The sequence below is a fragment of the Mesorhizobium sp. BR115XR7A genome, from assembly GCF_020165315.1.
Lineage (GTDB): Bacteria > Pseudomonadota > Alphaproteobacteria > Rhizobiales > Rhizobiaceae > Mesorhizobium > Mesorhizobium australicum.
Window position 1 is genome coordinate 195,475 of the sequence record NZ_JAIUHW010000001.1, and the last position, 19,440, is coordinate 214,914.

The 19,440-nt window shown below is 61.5% G+C and carries 16 protein-coding genes; 7 read left to right on the forward strand and 9 right to left on the reverse strand.

Annotated features, from left to right (window positions below; genetic code table 11):
- Positions 1 to 2 precede the first annotated feature (2 nt).
- The gene (locus LB557_RS01070) at positions 3 to 764 is read left to right on the forward strand and encodes an MBL fold metallo-hydrolase (protein WP_015318017.1); all 762 of its coding nucleotides are present in this window, start codon (positions 3 to 5) and stop codon (positions 762 to 764) included.
- Positions 765 to 900: 136 nt separating this feature from the next.
- Here the strand turns inward: LB557_RS01070 and LB557_RS01075 are convergent, their stop codons facing one another.
- A complete protein-coding gene (locus tag LB557_RS01075; RefSeq protein ID WP_140665490.1) occupies positions 901 to 1,824 on the reverse strand; it encodes a hypothetical protein in 924 nt (307 codons plus the stop codon).
- A 284-nt stretch (positions 1,825 to 2,108) separates the two neighbouring features.
- On the opposite strand from LB557_RS01075, the gene LB557_RS01080 reads away from it, so the two are divergent.
- The 3 genes from LB557_RS01080 to LB557_RS01090 are packed head-to-tail and all read left to right on the forward strand — an operon-like array spanning position 2,109 to position 4,333.
- Complete coding sequence (locus LB557_RS01080; protein WP_140665493.1) at positions 2,109 to 2,993, forward strand: hypothetical protein; 885 nt, start codon at positions 2,109 to 2,111, stop codon at positions 2,991 to 2,993.
- Between the two features lie 15 nt (positions 2,994 to 3,008).
- Positions 3,009 to 4,193 (forward strand): UDP-galactopyranose mutase, encoded by a 1,185-nt coding sequence (gene glf, locus LB557_RS01085; RefSeq protein WP_181177947.1) that lies wholly within the window; start codon positions 3,009 to 3,011, stop codon positions 4,191 to 4,193.
- Positions 4,190 to 4,333: a hypothetical protein gene (locus LB557_RS01090; RefSeq protein WP_224643738.1), complete on the forward strand. Its 144-nt coding sequence runs from the start codon at positions 4,190 to 4,192 to the stop codon at positions 4,331 to 4,333. The genes glf and LB557_RS01090 overlap by 4 nt, the downstream gene beginning before the upstream one ends.
- On the opposite strand, the gene LB557_RS01095 is transcribed toward LB557_RS01090, so the two are convergent.
- Positions 4,328 to 4,549: a hypothetical protein gene (locus LB557_RS01095; protein WP_083883050.1), complete on the reverse strand. Its 222-nt coding sequence runs from the start codon at positions 4,547 to 4,549 to the stop codon at positions 4,328 to 4,330. The genes LB557_RS01090 and LB557_RS01095 overlap by 6 nt on opposite strands.
- Positions 4,550 to 4,855: 306 nt before the next feature.
- On the opposite strand from LB557_RS01095, the gene LB557_RS01100 reads away from it, so the two are divergent.
- Together LB557_RS01100 and LB557_RS01105 are read left to right on the forward strand one after the other, a co-directional pair.
- A complete protein-coding gene (locus tag LB557_RS01100; protein ID WP_041163462.1) occupies positions 4,856 to 5,629 on the forward strand; it encodes an NAD kinase in 774 nt (257 codons plus the stop codon).
- 192 nt (positions 5,630 to 5,821) lie between these two features.
- The gene (locus LB557_RS01105; RefSeq protein WP_224643739.1) at positions 5,822 to 7,405 is read left to right on the forward strand and encodes a DEAD/DEAH box helicase; all 1,584 of its coding nucleotides are present in this window, start codon (positions 5,822 to 5,824) and stop codon (positions 7,403 to 7,405) included.
- 151 nt (positions 7,406 to 7,556) lie between these two features.
- Here LB557_RS01105 and LB557_RS01110 read toward each other — a convergent pair whose 3' ends face one another.
- The 7 genes from LB557_RS01110 to LB557_RS01140 all read right to left on the reverse strand — a co-directional run bounded on the left by LB557_RS01110 (position 7,557) and on the right by LB557_RS01140 (position 15,832).
- Positions 7,557 to 8,162, reverse strand: coding sequence for a hypothetical protein (locus LB557_RS01110; RefSeq protein WP_015318024.1), 606 nt, complete (start codon positions 8,160 to 8,162; stop codon positions 7,557 to 7,559).
- 253 nt (positions 8,163 to 8,415) lie between these two features.
- Positions 8,416 to 9,066: an OmpA family protein gene (locus LB557_RS01115; RefSeq protein ID WP_224643740.1), complete on the reverse strand. Its 651-nt coding sequence runs from the start codon at positions 9,064 to 9,066 to the stop codon at positions 8,416 to 8,418.
- Between the two features lie 133 nt (positions 9,067 to 9,199).
- Positions 9,200 to 9,568, reverse strand: coding sequence for a GFA family protein (locus LB557_RS01120; RefSeq protein ID WP_015318026.1), 369 nt, complete (start codon positions 9,566 to 9,568; stop codon positions 9,200 to 9,202).
- Positions 9,569 to 9,682: 114 nt separating this feature from the next.
- The gene (locus tag LB557_RS01125; RefSeq protein WP_015318027.1) at positions 9,683 to 10,051 is read right to left on the reverse strand and encodes a hypothetical protein; all 369 of its coding nucleotides are present in this window, start codon (positions 10,049 to 10,051) and stop codon (positions 9,683 to 9,685) included.
- A 588-nt stretch (positions 10,052 to 10,639) separates the two neighbouring features.
- Positions 10,640 to 11,771 (reverse strand): peptide chain release factor 2 gene (gene prfB, locus LB557_RS01130; protein WP_224643741.1). Its coding sequence is split into 2 segments (ribosomal slippage): positions 10,640 to 11,704 and positions 11,706 to 11,771, totalling 1,131 coding nucleotides; the frame shifts between segments, so codons are not numbered across the junction.
- 124 nt (positions 11,772 to 11,895) lie between these two features.
- Complete coding sequence (locus LB557_RS01135) at positions 11,896 to 14,340, reverse strand: penicillin-binding protein 1A (protein ID WP_140720555.1); 2,445 nt, start codon at positions 14,338 to 14,340, stop codon at positions 11,896 to 11,898.
- Positions 14,341 to 14,554: 214 nt separating this feature from the next.
- Positions 14,555 to 15,832 (reverse strand): N-acetylmuramoyl-L-alanine amidase, encoded by a 1,278-nt coding sequence (locus tag LB557_RS01140; protein WP_224712994.1) that lies wholly within the window; start codon positions 15,830 to 15,832, stop codon positions 14,555 to 14,557.
- A gap of 650 nt (positions 15,833 to 16,482) precedes the next feature.
- Here LB557_RS01140 and LB557_RS01145 point away from each other — a divergent pair.
- Positions 16,483 to 19,437 carry a ribonuclease E/G gene (locus LB557_RS01145; protein ID WP_224643743.1) on the forward strand — a complete coding sequence of 985 codons (2,955 nt, stop codon included), beginning with the start codon at positions 16,483 to 16,485 and terminating at the stop codon, positions 19,435 to 19,437.
- Positions 19,438 to 19,440 lie beyond the last annotated feature (3 nt).

Here is a 19,440-nt window from a genome sequence, read left to right on the forward strand (position 1 = left end):
ACATGAGCACGCTTGCGGTCATCGACGCACCGGACTGGTACGAAACAATCCGCATGGCCGACGGCATCACGCTAATTCACGAGCCATGGATAAAACCGTTCTTCCGCTGCAATATGTGGCATGTGCGCGGACGCGACCGCGATCTCCTGTTCGACACCGGCCTCGGTCATTTCAGCCTGCGCACCCATGTGTCCCTGGTGAGCGAGCGCAAGCTGACCTGCGTTGCCAGCCACACGCATTTCGACCATATCGGCTGCCACCATGAGTTTTCCGATCGCTCCGTGCATTCGGCCGAAGCGGCAATCCTGGCCGATCCGCGCAACGAATGGACCGCTGCCGGCACCTATGCGACCGAAGAAATGTTCGATGGCATGCCGCGGGGCTGGGACACGGCGCGCTATCGCATCCAGCCCGCGCCGGCCGACCGTATGCTCGCGCATGGCGACATCATCGATCTCGGCGACCGGGCCTTCGAGGTCGTCCACACGCCAGGCCATTCGCCGGGCGGCATTGCGCTCTACGAGAAGAAGACCGGCATCCTCTTGTCCGGCGACATCATCTATGATGGCCCGCTGATCGATGATGTCTACCACTCGGACATACCAGATTACATGGCGACGCTGCTCGCCATGCGCGATCTCGACGTCTCGGTCGTCCATGGCGGCCATTTCTCGAGCTTCGGCAAGGTGCGCTACCGCCAGTTGATCGACGAATATCTCGAACAGAAACGTCAGGCCGGCTGCCATCTGCGGCAGCGCCCTTGAGGGCTGAGTTACGGCATCAAGTCGAAATGGCGTGGGAAGGCCTGGGCGGCACGAGCCCGTCACCACCCCTCGCAGTGCGCTGATGGTGACACAGTGGGCGACCGGCTCGCGACACGAACCGGCCGTAGCCAGTGCGTCACTCGGGAATGGGTGCCGGAAGCGAGATTGTATAGCGCGGTGGCGCCGATCCCCTGCGGCGTCTCCTCCATTGCCTCAGCTGCTCCCTCCAGCCGACTGGCGGTTTTTCGTAGACAGGGGGAGCCAGGCCGGCGAGCTCATAATAACCTTCGAGAATGTTGGTGCGCAGTAACTGGCGTTCCTGTGTATAGAAGCTGAAATGCGCGACGAGCAGGTCACCGAAAATCTTGCCCGGCCGGTCCAGCTTGGCCGGAAGCGTCGCCGACAACCACTCTTCCTCGTCGCCGCGCGGTTGAAAGTGCTCTCCGAGATCGACAATGTCCGATCCGAAAAAACCGATTGCGTTGATCGAAAAGCGTGACAGCCTGATCTCCCGGTCCGGCACGCGAAAATCCTGGAGCTGATTGGAGCGCACAGCTTCAATGAACACCGGGTGTAGGGCCTGCGGAAAGGTCGCATGCGCCCAGGAGAATTCGCATGACGCCTGACAGGTAAGCGGGCCATCCACCCGCACCCTGGAAAGCTGCTTGATCAGCGAATTGCAGATTGCGTTGTTGACGATCAACGGAGCGTACCAGATGGCCGATCCCCTTTCGGCCATGACCCTTGCCATGAATTTTCGAAAGAAGCCGTCCTCGACAAAAACTACATCGTCGTCGAGGCGTAGGTAGAAAGCACCGGGATCGTCGCAAAAGCGATAGAAATCGCCGATGACGTTGATCCCGCCATCGGCATGTGGAAGCCGCTTGATCTTGCAACGCGGATCGGAGGCCGCCAATCTTTGTAGATAGGCCCGGTCAGCCTCGTTGCGACAGTTGTCCCAGAGGTGCCACTCATGCACATCGAGGTTTTTCAAAACATGATGGCCAAGCAGACGCAGATATTTCTCACGACCGGCCGGGGTGACAACGATCAGTTTCATAGAATTCCTGGTTCCTGTAAAATCAGAGTCCCGTACATCAGCGAATCTTGATTATCAGAACGCTCGTTCGGGCAATAGCTGTTGACATGACAGGCCCCTGCCCCATTGGATTCGCCTCAAAACACGACGAATCGTCATGACGTTTAAATACACCCGTTATGCCGGCAAGACATCGTGCTCAGGTAACGCCAGGAGATCTTCCTCATGCCCTTCGCATTCAACTTGCTTTCGTGTAGGGCTCGCCGAGGACCCGGATTGAGGGTATGAGTGTCGGAAGCAGGACTTTGACGAACACCACACACCGCAATCTCGTGATAGTCAGGGCAGGCGACAAATCTCTCCATCGTGGATGGGGGGCGGACGATCCCAATTGTGAATTTGATTTGATCGTCAGCTACTTCGGAAGTGATCCATCTGCGTTTCGGCTGCCGCTTGAAAACCGAGTCGACTACAAGGGCGGCAAATGGGATGGCATCCATGCTCTGCTGAGCCAACAGCCCGAACTTCTTGACCGCTACCAGTATGTCTGGCTGCCGGACGACGATCTGGAAGCAGACCGGGCGACCATCGAGGCGATGTTCGCCAACATGCGCCGGCTTGGCCTCCATATCGGCCAGCCGTCACTGACGCTGGACAGCTATTATTCCCACCTCCCGTTCCTCCGCTGCAGGAGCTTCGAGTTTCGCCTGGTAGACACGATCGAGATCATGGCCCCCTGCCTGAGAGCCGATGTAGCGGCCAAGATGCTGCCTCTGTTCAAACACTCCATGAGCGGTTTTGGTCTGGACTTGTTGTGGACCAGGCTTGCCGAAGAAAACCGTGGAACATCTGCCGTGTTCGACGCCTTGCCGGTCCGCCACACCCGGCCGGTGGGAGCTCACCTGAAAACAGCGATGCTCGAGTCAGGAAGAACGCCCGACAAGGAATATCGCCAATTGGCGTCGCAATATGGATTTGGCGAGCTTTTTCCATTGTCCTATGAGGCCGTCGATCGAAAAGGCCGGCGCTGGCGGTCGAAATCGATGATCGGCCTGCGTATGGTGGCCGATTATCTCTTGGACAGGAAAGCCTTTCGCCAGGCGAATCGATTGATGGAATTGTTATGGCGCCTTCTGCGCAGGCAGTATTCCAAGTCCGTCGACCTGTCCCAAATAATTCTCAAGCCCTAAGGTTCGGATACGCGAATGGACAGGACCCTGCTGGGCAAGGCCGAAATCCTCATTGTCGGCGCTGGTTTTTATGGTGCAACGCTTGCCGAGCGCATCGCCACGCAACTCGGGCGACGCGTGCTGGTAATCGACCGGCGCCGGCACATCGGCGGCAATGCCTACACCGAACAAGATCCTGTCACCGGTGTGGAGATCCATCGCTACGGGCCGCATCTGTTCCATACATCCAACGAGGAGGTCTGGAATTACCTGCGTGCCTTCACCGGTTTTACCGCCTATCGCCATCGTGCATTCTCGACATATCGCGACAAGGTCTATCCGCTGCCGATCAACCTTGCCACGATCTCCCACTTCTTCGGCAGGCGGCTAAGTCCGGACGAGGCACGCGATATGATTGCCGAGCAGGCGACGGAACTTGGCGACCGTCCGCCGGCCAATCTTGAGGAGAAGGCGATCTCCCTGGTCGGCCGCCCTCTCTACGAGGCCTTGATCAAGGGTTACACCGCCAAGCAATGGCAGACGGATCCGCGCGAACTGCCGGCGCAGATCATCGCGCGCCTGCCGGTTCGCTACACATTCGAGGACGGCTATTTCAACGACCGGTTCCAGGGCCAGCCTGTGGACGGCTACACGGCGATCTTCGAAAAGATGCTGGCGCAGGAGCTTATCGAAACACGGCTTGGCATCGACTTCTTCGACATCAAGTCCTTGCTGCCGAAGGACCTGCCGGTCGTCTACACCGGGCCGATCGACCGCTACTTCGACTATAGCGAAGGTGAACTCGGCTGGCGAACCATTGATATCGATCTGGAGGTCATGGACACGCCGGACCATCAGGGCACGGCGATCATGAACTACGCGGACGAGGCCGTGCCTTATACCCGCGTGGTCGAATTCCGGCATTTCAACCCGGAGCGCCAGCACGGGAGCGCCAAGACGCTCATCGGCCGCGAGTATTCCCGTTTCGCAGGCCGCGCCGACGAGCCTTATTATCCGATCGACACGCGCAAGGATCAGGCGGTCTATCGCCGCTATCTCGACCGGGCGGGTGCGGAGAAAAACCTGCACCTCGGGGGACGGTTGGGAACCTACCGCTATCTCGATATGCATCAGGCGATCGGCGCCGCCCTTAAGGTCTTCGAAACCGTGCTCGAGCCCTATTTCGCCGGTCGGCTCGATTCCGTCTCGCGTTCGACATGACGGGCCGGGTTCTGAAGCCGCAAATCTCCGGTTTTCAGGTCGTCGCCGGCGGATTTGCCATCGGCGGCTATCCGCTTCCTGAACCATTCGAAAGTACGCCGGATCCCCTGGTGCGGATCGATGCGGTGTTTGACCTATAGCGCCCTTTGCGGGCAAGGCATGCCGGCGGCATCGCCGCAACGCGACGCCGTGGGGATCGGCCTGGCGCTCGTTTCTTCCGACTGGCGCACCAGTTCTGCGAAGACAAGCGCGAAACTTCCCAACATGAGAAAGACGATGATCAGGCGTGCTACCGGCAATATGTCGGCCTCGTCTGGCTGGCGCATATCCCCTGGCATCGAGAACCGCGGGTTCATGCACGCATATCTGAACTGCCGCAGCGTCCTTTGCGTCCCGAAGTGGCAAGGTAGTGCTGCGGGCGCCCCACGCCACCCCATGCCGGCTAACATGATCGACCCGGCTTTACGAGAGCTTAAGCCCTGCCTTAACCATCACATTCGCTCGCGCCGTGACATCAACCGCGACCGGCTGGTGCGGCGGCACTGCCGCACCCTCGTCTCATGGGCTGACAGAGGCTCTCTTTGCAGACCTGCATGCCCCATGCTACCTCGGCGCTGGCGCGCCAGAACCTGCCGGCGCCAATCGGTCGCGATCGGGGAGCCATGAGCACAGCCACCAACAGCATCGCCTTCGTCTCGTCCGACACAGCAGACGCCAAGGCGGCGCTGGATAGCCTGTCGGCGCGCTATGGCCAATGTTCGGTCGCCGAGGCGACCGTCGTGGTGGCGCTGGGCGGCGACGGCTTTCTGCTGCAAACATTGCGCGACACGATGGGTACGGGAAAAAAGGTCTACGGCATGAACCGTGGCACCATCGGCTTCCTGATGAACGAATACCGGTCCGGGGGGCTCACCGAGCGCATCGCGGCGGCGGTCGCCGAAACGATCCGCCCGCTGGAGATGCTGGCAACCACCTCGGATGGCGAACACGTCACGGCACTGGCGATCAACGAAGTGGCGCTGTGGCGCCAATCCTACCAGACGGCCAAGATCCGCATCAGCATCGATGACCAAATACGGCTCGAGGAACTGAACTGCGACGGCGTCATGATCGCGACGCCGGCCGGATCGACCGCGTATAATCTTTCCGCGCACGGCCCGATCCTGCCTCTCGACGCGCCGCTTTTGGCGCTCACGCCGGTCAGCCCGTTTCGTCCGCGACGCTGGCGCGGCGCATTGCTTTCCAACAAGGCGACCGTGCGCTTCGACATTCTGGAGTCGGAAAAGCGGCCGGTGAACGCGGCGGCCGACCACACGGAGGTCAAGGCGGTGACCTCGGTCACGGTACGGGAATCGCCAACGGCCACCGCGACTCTGCTGTTCGATCCCAACCACTCCTGGAACGAACGCATCCTGGCCGAACAGTTCCGTTACTGAGCCGGCACAGTGACACGAGGCCGGATTAAGCATCGCGATTAAGGTTACAACTTCACAATCGCGCCAATCCTACCCGTTTCTGTTGACAAATCGCGGGCTTGCGCCTAATCGCAATACCAATCTTGCAGGCGCGTGGCGCTTGCCGCGACGAATGACGTTGCGCTTCCCCGAACCAGCCAAAGACAGCAACACTTGTCCTCAGACACGACGATCGCTCAAGAAGCGTTGACCTTTTCAGACCTCGGCCTGTCGCCGAAGGTGCTTTCCGCAGTCACCGATGCCGGCTATCTCCAGCCGACGCCGATCCAGGCTGGTGCGATCCCGCACGCCTTGCTCGGCAAGGACGTGCTGGGCATTGCCCAGACCGGCACTGGCAAGACCGCATCCTTCGTGCTGCCGATGCTGACCCGGCTGGAAAAGGGCCGTGCCCGCGCCCGCATGCCGCGCACGCTGATCCTGGAGCCGACGCGTGAGCTTGCCGCGCAGGTCGAAGAAAACTTCGTCAAATACGGCAAGAACCACAAGCTCAACATCGCGCTGCTGATCGGCGGGGTGTCGTTCGACGAACAGGACAAAAAGCTGGAGCGCGGCGCCGATGTGCTGATCGCTACGCCTGGCCGTCTTCTCGACCATCGCGAGCGCGGCAAGCTGCTGCTCAACGGCGTCGAGATCCTCGTCATCGACGAGGCGGACCGTATGCTCGACATGGGTTTCATTCCCGATATCGAGCGTATCTGCGAGATGATCCCGTTCACCCGGCAGACGCTGTTCTTTTCGGCGACCATGCCGCCAGAGATCACCAAGCTGACGGAAAAATTCCTGCATGCGCCGGTGCGCGTCGAGGTCTCCAAGGCCGCTTCGGCGGCCACCAACATCATCCAGCGGTTGGTCAAATCGGGCTCGAAGCCTTGGGACAAGCGTGAAACGCTGCGCAACCTGATCAAGGCCGAGGATGCGGAGCTGAAGAACGCGATCATCTTCTGCAACCGCAAGATCGAGGTTTCGGAGCTGTTCCGCTCGCTGCTGAAATATGATTTCGATGCCGGTGCGCTGCATGGCGACATGGACCAGCGCGCGCGCATGCAGATGCTGGCCAATTTCCGTGACGGCAAGCTGCGCTATCTCGTCGCCTCGGATGTCGCCGCGCGCGGCCTCGACATTCCCGATGTCAGCCATGTCTTCAACTACGACGTGCCGATCCATGCCGAGGACTATGTCCACCGCATCGGCCGCACCGGCCGTGCCGGACGCTCCGGCAAGTCCTTCACCATCGCGACCAAGTCCGACACCAAGTATATCGACGCCATCGAACGGCTGATCGGGACCAAGATCGAGTGGCATGACGGCGACCTGTCGACGGTGGTTGCCAGCGAAGGCGAGGACGATGCTCCGCGCCGCGGCAAAGGTGCGCCACGCCGCGCCGGCCGCAAGGACGAGGACCGCAACGACAGGGGCGGGCGCAAGAAGAGCGGCGAGCGTCGCGGCAGACACAGCGAGGAAGATGCCTCGGCCGTGGTTGCTCAGCCGCAGGAGCAGCCCGATGTGGCCGAGACGGCCGATATTGTCGAACGGCGCGCCCGCAAGGATGCAATCCGCTCGGAAAATACCGAGCGCAAATCGTCCGACCGCAATGAGCCGCGCGCCCCTGAGCGCGGCGACACCAGGCCGCAGCGCAGCAACAACCGCCCTGCCCGCCACCATCAGGAAGACAACGACGCCACGGTCGGCTTCGGCGACGACGTGCCGGCCTTCATGCGCATCGTCGCCAAGGTCTGATTCCAGCCAGCAAGCCGCCTAGCCGGCTTGCCTTCTTTTTTGCCCTGCAGCCGACAGCAATTCGAGGAAAAGCCGCGTAGCGCTCTTCCGTCGCGAATTGCGTGGAAACAAGCAGGTGGGGCGATTCAGGCGAACGCTGATCCGCTCCAGTTCACATCGGCCCGGACATCATCTTGGTCGGTTTTTCCAGCATCGGAAACTCGGCCTTGTTGCATTTCACCTTCGGGTTCGTCGGACTGAACATGCCGTTCGGATTGTCATCGAGCCAGGCGTGAAGATCGTAGTGGACGAACTCCTTCGGGATGAGCGGATAATGTCCCTCCATCGGGCCCATGAAGGTTTGACCGAACAGCTTCGGCGGCGCCTTGATGTCCGGGGTTAGCGGCACCAGCCATTCCACGCCGACCAACTTCAGGCCTTTCTTGGTCGGCTCGTAGATCAGGACGTTTGGCTTCATCGGGTCGAGTTTCTGGCCGACGCTTGGAACGTTGACGAAGTGGATGCCCATGGCGCCTTTCGGATAGTCCATGGAGCCGGGTATCTTTTCTCCGCTGTAGTAGACGCAGCCGACCGTCGAGAGATAGAGATCGCGGACGGCGGCGGTGTAGTCCTGATATTTGGCGAGCGATTTTTTCAACGCGTCCATGTCGGCCTTGTTGGCGTCCTCGGCATGAGCCGTGGCGAGGCCCAACCATGCACCTACAACACCTGTCAAAGCGAGGACGCCGCAGCGCCCAAGGCTGGCTGTTCTTGTCATGCATTCCTCCCAGATTTCTGATCTGGCCGTGCAAGACCGAGGCGGCGGCAAAGTCGTTGATTGCGCGGCCGATTAAACCGCCCCATCCCCTTTGGAACGCGGCAATGCTAATCCTTTCCACGGCTGCGGAAAAGAACTTATTAGATATTGCTAATTTTATTTGACTGCTGTCACGAAACTGGCACCGCCAGTATACGCCTGGATGAAAACGGCCCCCATTGGGGGCCGTTTAGCGTGACAAACACGGCCCTGCTCAGGTGAGCGGCGAAAGCTGAATCTCGACGCGTCGGTTCTGGGCCCGGCCCTCGGCCGTGGCGTTGGAGGCGACGGGCCTCGTCTTGCCAAATCCGGTGACGGCGAAGCGGCGCTGGTCAACGCCCTGGCCGGACAGATAATTGGCGACCGCCAGGGCACGGCGCTGCGACAGGTCGAAATTGTGCTGGTCGCCACCGGTCGAATCGGTGTGGCCGAAAACGTCGACCGTGGTCTGCTTGAACCTCTTCAGCACCAGCGCCACCGAATTCAGCACCTGGTAGAAGCCGGGCTTCACCGCGTCCTGGTCGGTGTTGAAGGTGATGTCGGACGGCATGTTGAGGATGATCTGGTCGCCGCTGCGGGTGACGCTGACGCCGGTGCCCTCGAGCTGCCGGCGCAGTTCCGCCTCGTTCTGGTCCATAGTGGCGCCAATGGCGCCGCCGGCCAGGGCGCCGATGCCGGCGCCGATCAGCGCATTGCGACGATCATTGCCGCCGGCAAGCAGACCAAGGCTGGCACCGGCCAGAGCGCCAAGGCCCGCGCCCGCCGCCGTGTTCGAAATCTTCTGGTCGCCCGTATACGGATCGGTGGTGGTGCACGCGGTCACGAGCAGAGCCGTCGCCATAACGACGAGCACGGTCTTCTTCATAGGATGGTCCCTCTCCAAGTCACGCCTTACGATGGCGCCAAATCAGCCCTTGCCGCGACTTGTAGCATGAAATGCGGCGAAAAACGGAACGGGAAAAGCGCCTGCCGATTATCCAGTTGGCCGCCCGGTGTGGCTACCAGAGATTCTTGCCGTCAATGACCACCACTTCGACTTTATCGAGATCGAAATCATCGAACAGCCGCGCGTTGACGCTGATCTTCGGATTGTCGAAATCCGGCTCGCCGGTCGACCAGTCCGGCGTTTCGGTGAAGGTGCCGCAGCCGCAGGTTGCGCAAAAACCATGCTTTACGGTTTTTGAGCCCCACTGATAAAAGGAAACATTCTTCAGCGGCGTGACGAGCTTGAACTGCGATGGGGTATAGTAGGCCCAAAGCGAGCCGCGTTTCGAGCAGAACGAACAGGTGCATTGCGTCACCGTCTGCGGCGCTTCCGACACCTCGAACATCGTCGCCTTGCAGTGGCAGCTTCCCTTGATGGCCATGAATATCACCTCTCCATTGTCCGCCGCCCAAGCGGCAAGGCACCATAAAGAAGCGATCCTGACAACTGGCCGTCAGCAGCCTTTGCGCCAATGCACTTCAACTGTCGGCGCGTCTCAAAATGAGCGCGGCGGCACGAACAGGCATATAGTCTTGCCGGCATCGAGACCGGCCTGATGCGCGCACCAGTGAAATTCGCCGTCAGGGCTGTCCTTGACGCGCTTGTCCGTCATCGGAACGACTTCGCCGGTACCGGCAATCACGTAGCCTTCGGGCTTTTCCAGCACTTCGCCGGTGTGCGTGGCACGACAGTCATAGTTGGCGCAGCAGGCGAACGGATAGCTCCAACCCTGCGGCTTTGCTGCCGTGGGCTTGGCATCATGAGCAAAGGCCGCAGGCGCGAACATCGCGACGGCAAACAGAGAAAACATAAGTCGGCCGACCGGTTGAACGGCTCGGGCCGATCTGGGCGTGGCAGCAGACATGGGACGTTCCTTTCGAGCGTCAAGCATTTCGCCTGCCCGTTCCCGGAACGTGTCTTCCCAGTGGCCGGATCATCAGTCGCAGATATGCCGCGTCCGGCCATAAATGCTTTTTGTCTCCCAGCATTCGGATGCTGGGCTGATTCCTTGGTCGGCGCAAGAAGCCGCTGCGCCAGATATGGGCGCACGCCATAACACACTGCTACCGCTGACGAGATTCAAGCCAGGTAAGTTCCCGGCAGGCGGGGCATGCAAACAACGGGATTGGCCCGGAGTGGTTCCAGCCGCTCAAATCCAATCACATGCTCTTGATTGCCGGTGACAGTGCCGACGATCGTCCGCAAAGGAGAATCAGCCACCCTGCAGCCGAAGAAGGTATGAGCAGCCGGCCGAACGGCGAACATGCGCCGCGCCCGCTTTGGGAGGAAGAAAAGCCCCTTCCCGCACCAGAGCGATATGCCGAGTCGGGACCCTGCAATCACCGCGAACTTGTCGCGCCGCACCGGCGAACACTTGAGACCAACACCGGGCGCCGCACGACAATACGTCCGCTTTTGCGACCGGCTCGCGATCATTGCCCGCGCAAGCAGCCTAGTCCAGGTCCGCCACAGCTTCGCCCGCGCCACCCTCGATGCGTTGCGATAGCGAAGCTTCCATGAAGTCGTCGAGGTCGCCGTCGAGCACGCTCGAGGGGCTGGTGCTTTCGACACCGGTGCGCAGATCCTTGACCAGCTGATAGGGCTGCAGCACGTAGGAGCGTATCTGGTGACCCCAGCCGATGTCGCTCTTCGATGCCTCAGTGGCATTGGCCACCGCTTCGCGCTTCTTCAGCTCTTCCTCGTAGAGGCGCGAGCGCAGCATTTCCCAGGCCTTGGCCTTGTTCTTGTGCTGCGAGCGTTCTGCCTGACAGGCGACCGCGATGCCGGTGGCGATATGGGTGATGCGCACAGCCGAATCGGTGGTGTTGACGTGCTGGCCGCCCGAACCCGATGAACGATAGGTATCGATGCGCACGTCGGATTCGGAGACGTCGATCTCTATCCTGTCGTCGACCACAGGATAGACCCAGACGCTGGAGAAGGACGTATGACGGCGCGCATTGCTGTCATAGGGTGAGATGCGCACCAGGCGGTGGACGCCGGATTCGGTCTTCATCCAGCCATAGGCATTGTGGCCCTTGATCAGCAAGGTCGCGGACTTGATGCCCGCCTCTTCGCCGTCATGCACTTCAAGCACCTCGACCTTGAAGCGGCGGCGCTCGGCCCAGCGTGTGTACATGCGCAACAGCATCGAGGCCCAATCCTGGCTCTCGGTGCCGCCGGCGCCGGCATGGATTTCGAGATAGGTGTCGTTGGCGTCCGCTTCGCCCGAGAGCAGCGTTTCCACCTGTCGGGCCTTGGCCTCGCCCTGCATCGAACGGATCGCGGCTTCGGCTTCGGCGACGACGCCTTCGTCGCCCTCTTCCTCGCCGAGCTCGATGAGACTGATATTGTCTTCCAGCGCCTGGGTCAGGCCCTTGACCGCCGCGATGCCTTCCTCGAGGCCCTGGCGCTCGCGCATCAGCTTCTGCGCTTCCAGCGGTTCGTTCCAGAGACTGGCGTCCTCGGCCCGCACGTTCAGGTATTCAAGCCGCTTTATGGCCTGATCCCAGTCAAAGATGCCTCCTCAGCAGGGTTATCGCCTGCCTGATCTCGTCGACGATATTCTGCGTTTCCGCGCGCATGGCCTGATGTTTTGTCCTGTTGCTGAAATGACGCTTCGGTCGGCGCGATACATAGGGACGGTGCCGCCATGTGTAAAGCGAAATGGGTCAGCCGGAGGCTGGCCCAACTGGACGCGTGAATTCGTCAGTAAAGGCCGCCGCCGCCGTCCTGGATGGCCTGGTTGGCCTGCGGCGACAGCGCGCCGCCCGAGGCGTTGGAGCCATCGGCACCCATGCCGATCACCCAGTAGCTGTCGGCGGGGCCGGTCCCCGGCTTGAAAGCCTCGATGATGGTGCCCGCATCGCCCGAGGAGGAGCGCATGCCGGTCTTGCGGTTGATGGCGATCAGGTTCATGCCGTCAGGCACCTTGAAGTCGACATTGGGCGTGCCGTCCAGCGCCACACGCATGAAGTCCTTGAAGATCGGGGCGGCAAGACCGCCGCCGGTGGCGCCGTGGCCGAGGCCGCGCGGCGTGTCGTAGCCCATGTAGAGACCAACCACGAGGTTCGGCGTATAACCGATGAACCATGCGTCCTTCTCGTCGTTGGTGGTGCCGGTCTTGCCGGCGATGTGGCGGCCAAGTTCCCCGATTGTGGCGCCGGTGCCGCGCTGGACGACGCCTTCCATCATCGAGGTGATCTGGTAGGCGGTCATCGGATCGAGCACCTGCTCGGAATTGTCGACCAGTTCCGGCTCGGGCTGGTTTTTCCATTCAGGAGCGTTGCAGCCTTCGCAGCCACGCTCGTCCTGCTTGAACACGGTCTTGCCGTAGCGGTCCTGGATACGATCGATCAGCGACGGTTTGATCGACTTGCCGCCATTGGCCATGATCGAATAGGCCGAAACCATGCGCATGACGGTCGTCTCGCCCGAACCCAGCGCCATCGGCAGATATGGCGCCAGATGATCATAGACGCCGAAGCGCTCGGCATATTCGACGACCAGCTTCATGCCCATGTCGTTGGCAAGCCGCACCGTCATCAGGTTGCGCGACTTCTCGATGCCGGAGCGGAGCGTTGCCGGCCCGGCGACGGTGCCGTCATAGTTCTTCGGCGTCCAGGTGGTGTTGCCGCTCTGGATGGTGATCGGTCCGTCCATGATCACCGAGGCCGGAGTATAGCCATTGTCGAGTGCGGCCGAATAGACGATGGGCTTGAATGACGAACCCGGCTGGCGCATCGCCTGGGTGGCGCGGTTGAATTCGGACTGCGAATAGGAGAAGCCGCCGACCATGGCCAGCACGCGGCCGGTGTGCGGATCCATCGCGATCAGGCCGCCTTCCACCTCGGGAACCTGGCGCAAGCTGTAGGTATTGTCGGAGCCGTCGTTCTTCTGGACGAAGATGACATCGCCCGGCTTCAGCACGTCGGCCGGCGACTTGGCCTTGACTGTCTTGCCCTCGACCACATGGCGCATGGCAAAGCCCATGTCTTCCTTGCTGACGGTGCCTTCGACGCGTTCCTTCACGATATCGCCCGACGCCTGGCGTGCGGGCTGCAGGCCGATCGACAGCCCGGACGCCGAACTGTCGAGCACGACGGCCAGCGACCACTCGGGAACGTCTTCCAGCCCCTTGACTGCGCCCAACGGCACACCCCAATCGCCGGAGACGTCGATCGTCTTCAACGGCCCGCGATAGCCACGCAAAGTATCGTATTTCATCAATCCATTCTGCATCGCCTTGCGGGCGATGAGCTGGACCTTCGGGTCAAGGGTGGTGCGAATCGACAGCCCGCCCTCATAGAGCGCGTTCTCGCCATAGCGGGCGATGATCTGCCGACGAACCTCTTCCGTGAAATACTCGCCGGCGAAAAGGTAGGAGCCGCTGCGGCGCGGAGCAACGCCAAGCGGCTCGGCCTTCGCCTTTGCGCCCTCTTCAGGCGTCACGTAACCGTTCTCGACCATCTGGCCGATGACCCAGTTTCGCCGTTCAATTGCGCGGTCGGCGTGCTTGAAGGGATTGTAGTTGGCCGGACCTTTCGGGAGCGATGCCAGATAGGCGGCCTCGGCCACGGTCAGCTCGTTCACCGATTTATCGAAGTAGGTCAGTGCCGCACCGGCAACGCCATAGGCGTTGAAGCCAAAGAAAATCTCGTTGAGATAGAGCTCGAGGATTCGATCCTTGGAATAGGCCTGTTCGATGCGGAACGAGAGGATGGCCTCCTTGACCTTGCGTTCCAGGGAACGCTCGTTGGTGAGCAGGAAGTTCTTGGCAACCTGCTGGGTGATCGTCGAGCCGCCCTGCATGGGGCCACCCGAAACGTAAGTGATAACCGCTCTGCCCAATCCCGTTATATCGACACCGGGGTGGCTGTAGAAGTTCTTGTCCTCAGCCGACAGGAAGGCAGCCTTGACGCGATCCGGGATAGCCTGGATCGGCAAATACAGGCGCCGTTCCCGCGCGTACTCGGCCATCAGCGCGCCATCCGAGGCATGGATGCGGGTGGTCACCGGAGGCTCGTACTTTGCCAGCACTTCGTAGTCAGGCAGATCCTTCGCTACATGGCCGATGTAGAGGGCAACGCCCGCCGCGGCCAGGAGGGCCAGCGTCGTGCCTATGCCGAAGAAATAGCCAATGAGACGAATCATACCCGCTCCAGTCCTTGGTTCGGGAATTTCCTAAACGAAGCCGCCTTTCACGCAAGCTTTCGAGCCGGTCCCAACCCGTAATCGAAAACCCATGTCGCCACCATGTGGACAAAATACGGCAAGGCCTGATTTCGCAGCCGCAAGCCCGAAATAAAAGCGCAGGGTGTTGTCATCGCGCAACGCCGCCTCTGGTTGCAGGCGCCGCCGGGCATTGTCAACCTCCGGTTCCAGCCCCGGCACGCGCGGAAGCGAACAATGCCACGGCATTGGTGATGCTTTGCGCTGCCTTGCCGCGCCACTCGGCGTCAAGCAGTTGCGCCTCGTCCTTGGCATTGGAGAGATAGCCGAGCTCGACCAGCACGGAAGGCACGTCGGGGGCCTTCAGCACCTTGAACCCGGCCGAACGCTGCGGATTGTTGATAAGACCGACGCTGGTCGACAGCTGACCGACCAATGTGTGGGCAAAACTCATCGAGAAGGTGTGCGTCTCGCGCCGGATCAGGTCGATCAGGATGTCGGTCACTTCCTTGCTGTCGTTCTTGATGACCATGCCGGCGAACTGGTCGGACAGGTTTTCACGGTCGGCCAGCGCCTGCGCTTCCGGATCGGAGGCCTTGTCGGAAACGGTATAGACGGTGGCGCCGCGGATGCCCTTGACGCTGATCGTGTCGGCATGAATCGAAATCAGCAGATCGGCCTCATGCTGGCGGGCAATGCGGACGCGGTCGTCGAGGCGCAGATATTCGTCGGTATCCCGGGTCATGAAGACATCGTATCGGCCGGCGGCCGCGAGTTTGTCGCGCAGCTCCGCGGCAAAGGCCAGCGTGACGTTCTTCTCGATGGTGCCGTTCAAACCTTCGGCACCGCCGTCTATGCCGCCGTGGCCGGGGTCGATAACGACGGTGAATCGGTGGCCTGGATTGGAGACAGGCCCGGTTCCGACCCGGCCGCCCTTGTCGGTCGAAACCGTGGAACCGGTGGTCAGCGCCTGATTGGCAAGAGCGGCGTCGAACTCACGTTCGGAGGCCGCCGACATGTCGACGGCAAGGCGGTAGCCGGTTCCGTCCTCGTTCTTGAGCACATCGAGCTTGTCGACGGCGAACGGCCCCTTGCCGGTGAGGATCAGTCGCGAGACGCCCTCGCCGAGCTCGCCGAGCCGCACGCCCTTGACCAGGCCACGCGGCTTCAGATCCTTGGCATCGATGGCAAATCGGGTGTTCGCAAGATCGATGACAAGGCGATTGGGTCCGAGCAGCAGGAACCATTTGATGTCAGGCTCGCGATCGAAATCCATGACGATGCGCATCTTGGTGGCATCGCCGGCCATTTTGTAGCCCTTGGCCATGAGCGGAGCGTCGGCCGCATTGGCAACCATGGAAAAGGCTACAGGGGAAAAGACTTGGGAAATCGCCACCAGCAGCAGGAGACAGAAGGCACGGAGAACCTGGCCGCCAACACGACATCCCTTGTCTGTGAAGTCCGCCAGTCCCATCTTTCTTCCAGTCGCTCCCGGTTTGGCGCCAGGCGCCGGTTCGTTTCGTCAACATGCCGGTTAGGCCGCGAGCTCGATTAACGATTGGTATCCAGAGAAGGTTAACCAAGCCTTTTCACGCAAGGACGGGGCCAGGCTTACGCTACGGAACTGCTTTTTGCCGGCATCGGAAATCGGGGTTGCCTTCCAACCCGCCAAATCATAAAAGCGATGGTGGATCACTGCAATCCTGGAACCGCCCTCCTCCGCAGCTTCCTGCTACAGGGTCAGATGAAAGGCGGCTCCTTTCGCTTCACGCGAAAAGGCTTCAGGTGATTGCGACGAATTTCGCAGGTGTGCTCCCGTGGCGGGGGAATCGCCTGCGTGAGGAAAACGGCCCGGGTTTGTTCCCGCGCCGGCTCTGTATGAGCAAACAAGCTGGTCCGGTTTCCGGGCTTTGGTTCAAAAGGTTCTGCTGGTGACGATGGCTTCAAGCGCAATCATGGAAAGGTCCGCATCAAACCGCGCCAATATGGCTGCGGGCGGCACCGCCATGACACGCAGGCAGCGTCCGGCGGACATTCAGACATCCGGCACCCACACACCAGAAACGCAGCAGCGGGCTTTGCCTTGCAAGCTGCGGCTGACGGCTGCCGGGAGGAAACGAAATAATGCCCAACAAAATGCTGATAGACGCCTCCCACCCGGAGGAAACACGCGTAGTCGTCGTACGCGGTAACCGTATCGAAGAATTCGACTTTGAATCCCAGGACAAGAAGCAGCTCAAAGGAAATATCTATCTCGCCCGTGTAACGCGCGTCGAACCTTCCCTTCAGGCAGCCTTTGTCGAATATGGCGGCAACCGTCACGGTTTTCTCGCCTTCAGTGAAATACACCCCGATTACTACCAGATTCCGGTCGCCGACCGTCAGGCACTGCTGCGCGCGGAAGCGCAGGAGGCCGAGGACGAAGAGAACGAGGACGGCGAAGGCGATGATCGCCAGAGCCGGGATCGTGGACGGCGCGGTCGCCGGCGCGGCGGCAAGCCCCGCGACCGTGGTGAAAACAGGCGCGATGCCGGCACGGCCGAATCCGGCGAGGCAAGCGAAGCCGCCGGCGAGGCAGACGAAAACAACGACAATGGGCCAGATGACAATGGCCCGGATGTTGTCGCCGAGAACATGGCCAACATTTCCGGGACCACGGAACACGCATCCGACGCCTCGGAATACGCCGACGCACCCGAACAGGACGAGGTTTCTTCCGAACAGGATAAAGGCGAGACCAACGACGGCCCTCCCAAGTCGATCGCCGCCTCCGTCGAAGGCGATGTGATTTCCGAGCCCATCCCGCATGCCGAACAGGGCAGCGAAGCCACCTCCACCGACAATGATCGCGGCATGCTGGAGGAAGTATCCTCTTCCCATCCGGACGATCATGAGATCGAATCGGTCGGCGCCGAGGACGCGCTCGAGGAAGTGCGCAATCGCCGCAAGCCGGTGCGCCGCCAGTACAAGATCCAGGAAGTGATCAAGCGCCGGCAGATCCTGCTGGTGCAGGTCGTCAAGGAAGAGCGCGGCAACAAGGGCGCGGCGCTCACCACCTATCTGTCGCTCGCCGGCCGCTATTCCGTTCTGATGCCGAACACTGCGCGCGGCGGCGGTATTTCGCGCAAGATCACCAGCGCGGTCGACCGCAAGCGCCTCAAGGAGGTCGTCGCCGATCTCGAAGTGCCGCAAGGCATGGGGGTCATCCTGCGCACCGCCGGCGAGAGCCGCACCAAGGCTGAGATCAAGCGCGACTACGAATATCTGATGCGGCTGTGGGAGAACGTGCGCAATCTCACGCTCCAGTCCACGGCCCCTGCTCTCGTCTATGAGGAAGGAAGCCTGATCAAGCGCTCGGTGCGCGACCTCTACAACAAGGACATCGACGAGATTCTCGTCTCCGGCGAAGAGGGCTATCGCGAGGCCAAGGATTTCATGCGCATGCTGATGCCGAGCCACGCCAAGGTGGTTCAGCCGTTCCGCGACACGACGCCGATCTTCGTGCGCAACGGCATCGAAGCGCAGCTCGACCGCATGCTGCAGCCGCAAGTGACGCTGAAGAGCGGCGGCTACATCATCATCAACCAGACCGAAGCGCTGGTCGCCATCGACGTCAATTCGGGCCGTTCCACCAAGGAGCACTCGATCGAGGACACCGCGCTCCACACCAATCTGGAAGCGGCCGAGGAAGTCGCCCGCCAGCTCAGGCTGCGCGACCTTGCCGGCCTGATCGTCATCGACTTCATCGACATGGAGGAGAACCGCAACAACCGCTCCGTCGAGAAGCGGCTGAAGGATCACCTCAAGAACGATCGTGCTCGCATCCAGGTCGGCCGTATCTCGCATTTCGGCCTGATGGAGATGTCGCGTCAGCGCATCCGCGCCAGCGTGCTGGAATCGACCATGAAGCCGTGCCCGCATTGCGGCGGCACCGGCCATGTCAGGTCCGATTCGTCGGTGGCGCTGATGGTGGTACGGGCAATCGAGGAGTTCCTGCTCAAGGATTCGCGAAGCCACATCACGGTGCGCACGCCGGCCGCGACCGCGCTCTACGTGCTCAATCACAAGCGCGGCACGCTGGTGGAACTGGAAAGCCGCTTCGGCCTGACGATCACCATCGAGGCAGACGACGCTGTCGGTGCCCAGCACTACGCGATCTTCCGCGGCGCGCTGGCCGAAAAGCCGGAAGGTTTCGTCGAGGTGCGCAGCCTGCCGGCCTATGTCGAGCCGGAAGAGCCCGAGGACGAGATCATCGTCGCCGAGGAGGAGGACGAGGCGCCGGCCCAGGCCGAACAGCCGCGCCACGCCCAACAGCCGCAGCATCAGCAGCCCAAATCCGGCGAGGACGGCGAAGGCCGCGATCGCAAACGCCGTAAGCGCCGCAGGCGGCGTGGCGGCAAGGACCGCGACCGCGAGCATGGCGCCCCGACCGACGGCGCTTCCCTCGCCACGTCCGATGACGGTTTCTCCGCGTCGGAAGGCGCGGCGGACCATGGCGATGCCGAGGCAGACGACGAGGCTGCGGTCGCCGCAACCGGGACCGTCGAAACGGCGGAAGCGTCCGACGATGGCCAGGGCAAGAAGCGTCGGCGCGGCAAGCGCGGCGGCAAGCGCAACCGTCGCGAAGACGGTGAAGGCGAGACCGAGGCGGAAGCCGGCGAAACGACCGAGCCCGCCGAAGCTGATGCTTCGCTAAGCGAGCCTGCGTCGATCGAGCCGGTGGCTGCCACCGCCGTCGAACAACCCGCGGCTACCGTGAGCGACGAGGTGCCAAGCACCGAGAAGCCCAAGAAGCCGCGTCGCGCAGCCAAGCCGAAGAAGGCGGTCGCCGAAGCCGTCGCCGAGGAGCCGACCGCGGAACTGGCCGTGCAGGCACCCGCCGAAACGCCAGCCACGGCATCGGACGAGGCAGCGGCCGCCGAGGAGACGCCGAAGGCTCGGCCATCCCGCCGCAAGGCGGCAGCCGCTGATACGCCTGTCGTACCGGTGGTTTCCTCGACCGTCGCCGATGAGCCTGAAGTCAAGACCGAAGAAAAGCCGAAGCGTGCCGGCTGGTGGCAGCGGAAAGGCTTTTTCTAAGCT

Coding starts and splice junctions, on each gene's coding strand:
- LB557_RS01120 (WP_015318026.1), bottom strand. CDS start 9,568: ATGGCCATCAAGGGAAGCTGCCACTGCAAGGCGACGATGTTCGAGGTG.
- LB557_RS01095 (WP_083883050.1), bottom strand. CDS start 4,549: ATGAACCCGCGGTTCTCGATGCCAGGGGATATGCGCCAGCCAGACGAG.
- glf (WP_181177947.1), top strand. CDS start 3,009: ATGGACAGGACCCTGCTGGGCAAGGCCGAAATCCTCATTGTCGGCGCT.
- LB557_RS01070 (WP_015318017.1), top strand. CDS start 3: ATGAGCACGCTTGCGGTCATCGACGCACCGGACTGGTACGAAACAATC.
- LB557_RS01075 (WP_140665490.1), bottom strand. CDS start 1,824: ATGAAACTGATCGTTGTCACCCCGGCCGGTCGTGAGAAATATCTGCGT.
- LB557_RS01100 (WP_041163462.1), top strand. CDS start 4,856: ATGAGCACAGCCACCAACAGCATCGCCTTCGTCTCGTCCGACACAGCA.
- LB557_RS01115 (WP_224643740.1), bottom strand. CDS start 9,066: ATGAAGAAGACCGTGCTCGTCGTTATGGCGACGGCTCTGCTCGTGACC.
- LB557_RS01140 (WP_224712994.1), bottom strand. CDS start 15,832: ATGGGACTGGCGGACTTCACAGACAAGGGATGTCGTGTTGGCGGCCAG.
- LB557_RS01135 (WP_140720555.1), bottom strand. CDS start 14,340: ATGATTCGTCTCATTGGCTATTTCTTCGGCATAGGCACGACGCTGGCC.
- LB557_RS01090 (WP_224643738.1), top strand. CDS start 4,190: ATGACGGGCCGGGTTCTGAAGCCGCAAATCTCCGGTTTTCAGGTCGTC.
- LB557_RS01110 (WP_015318024.1), bottom strand. CDS start 8,162: ATGACAAGAACAGCCAGCCTTGGGCGCTGCGGCGTCCTCGCTTTGACA.
- LB557_RS01145 (WP_224643743.1), top strand. CDS start 16,483: ATGCCCAACAAAATGCTGATAGACGCCTCCCACCCGGAGGAAACACGC.
- LB557_RS01125 (WP_015318027.1), bottom strand. CDS start 10,051: ATGTCTGCTGCCACGCCCAGATCGGCCCGAGCCGTTCAACCGGTCGGC.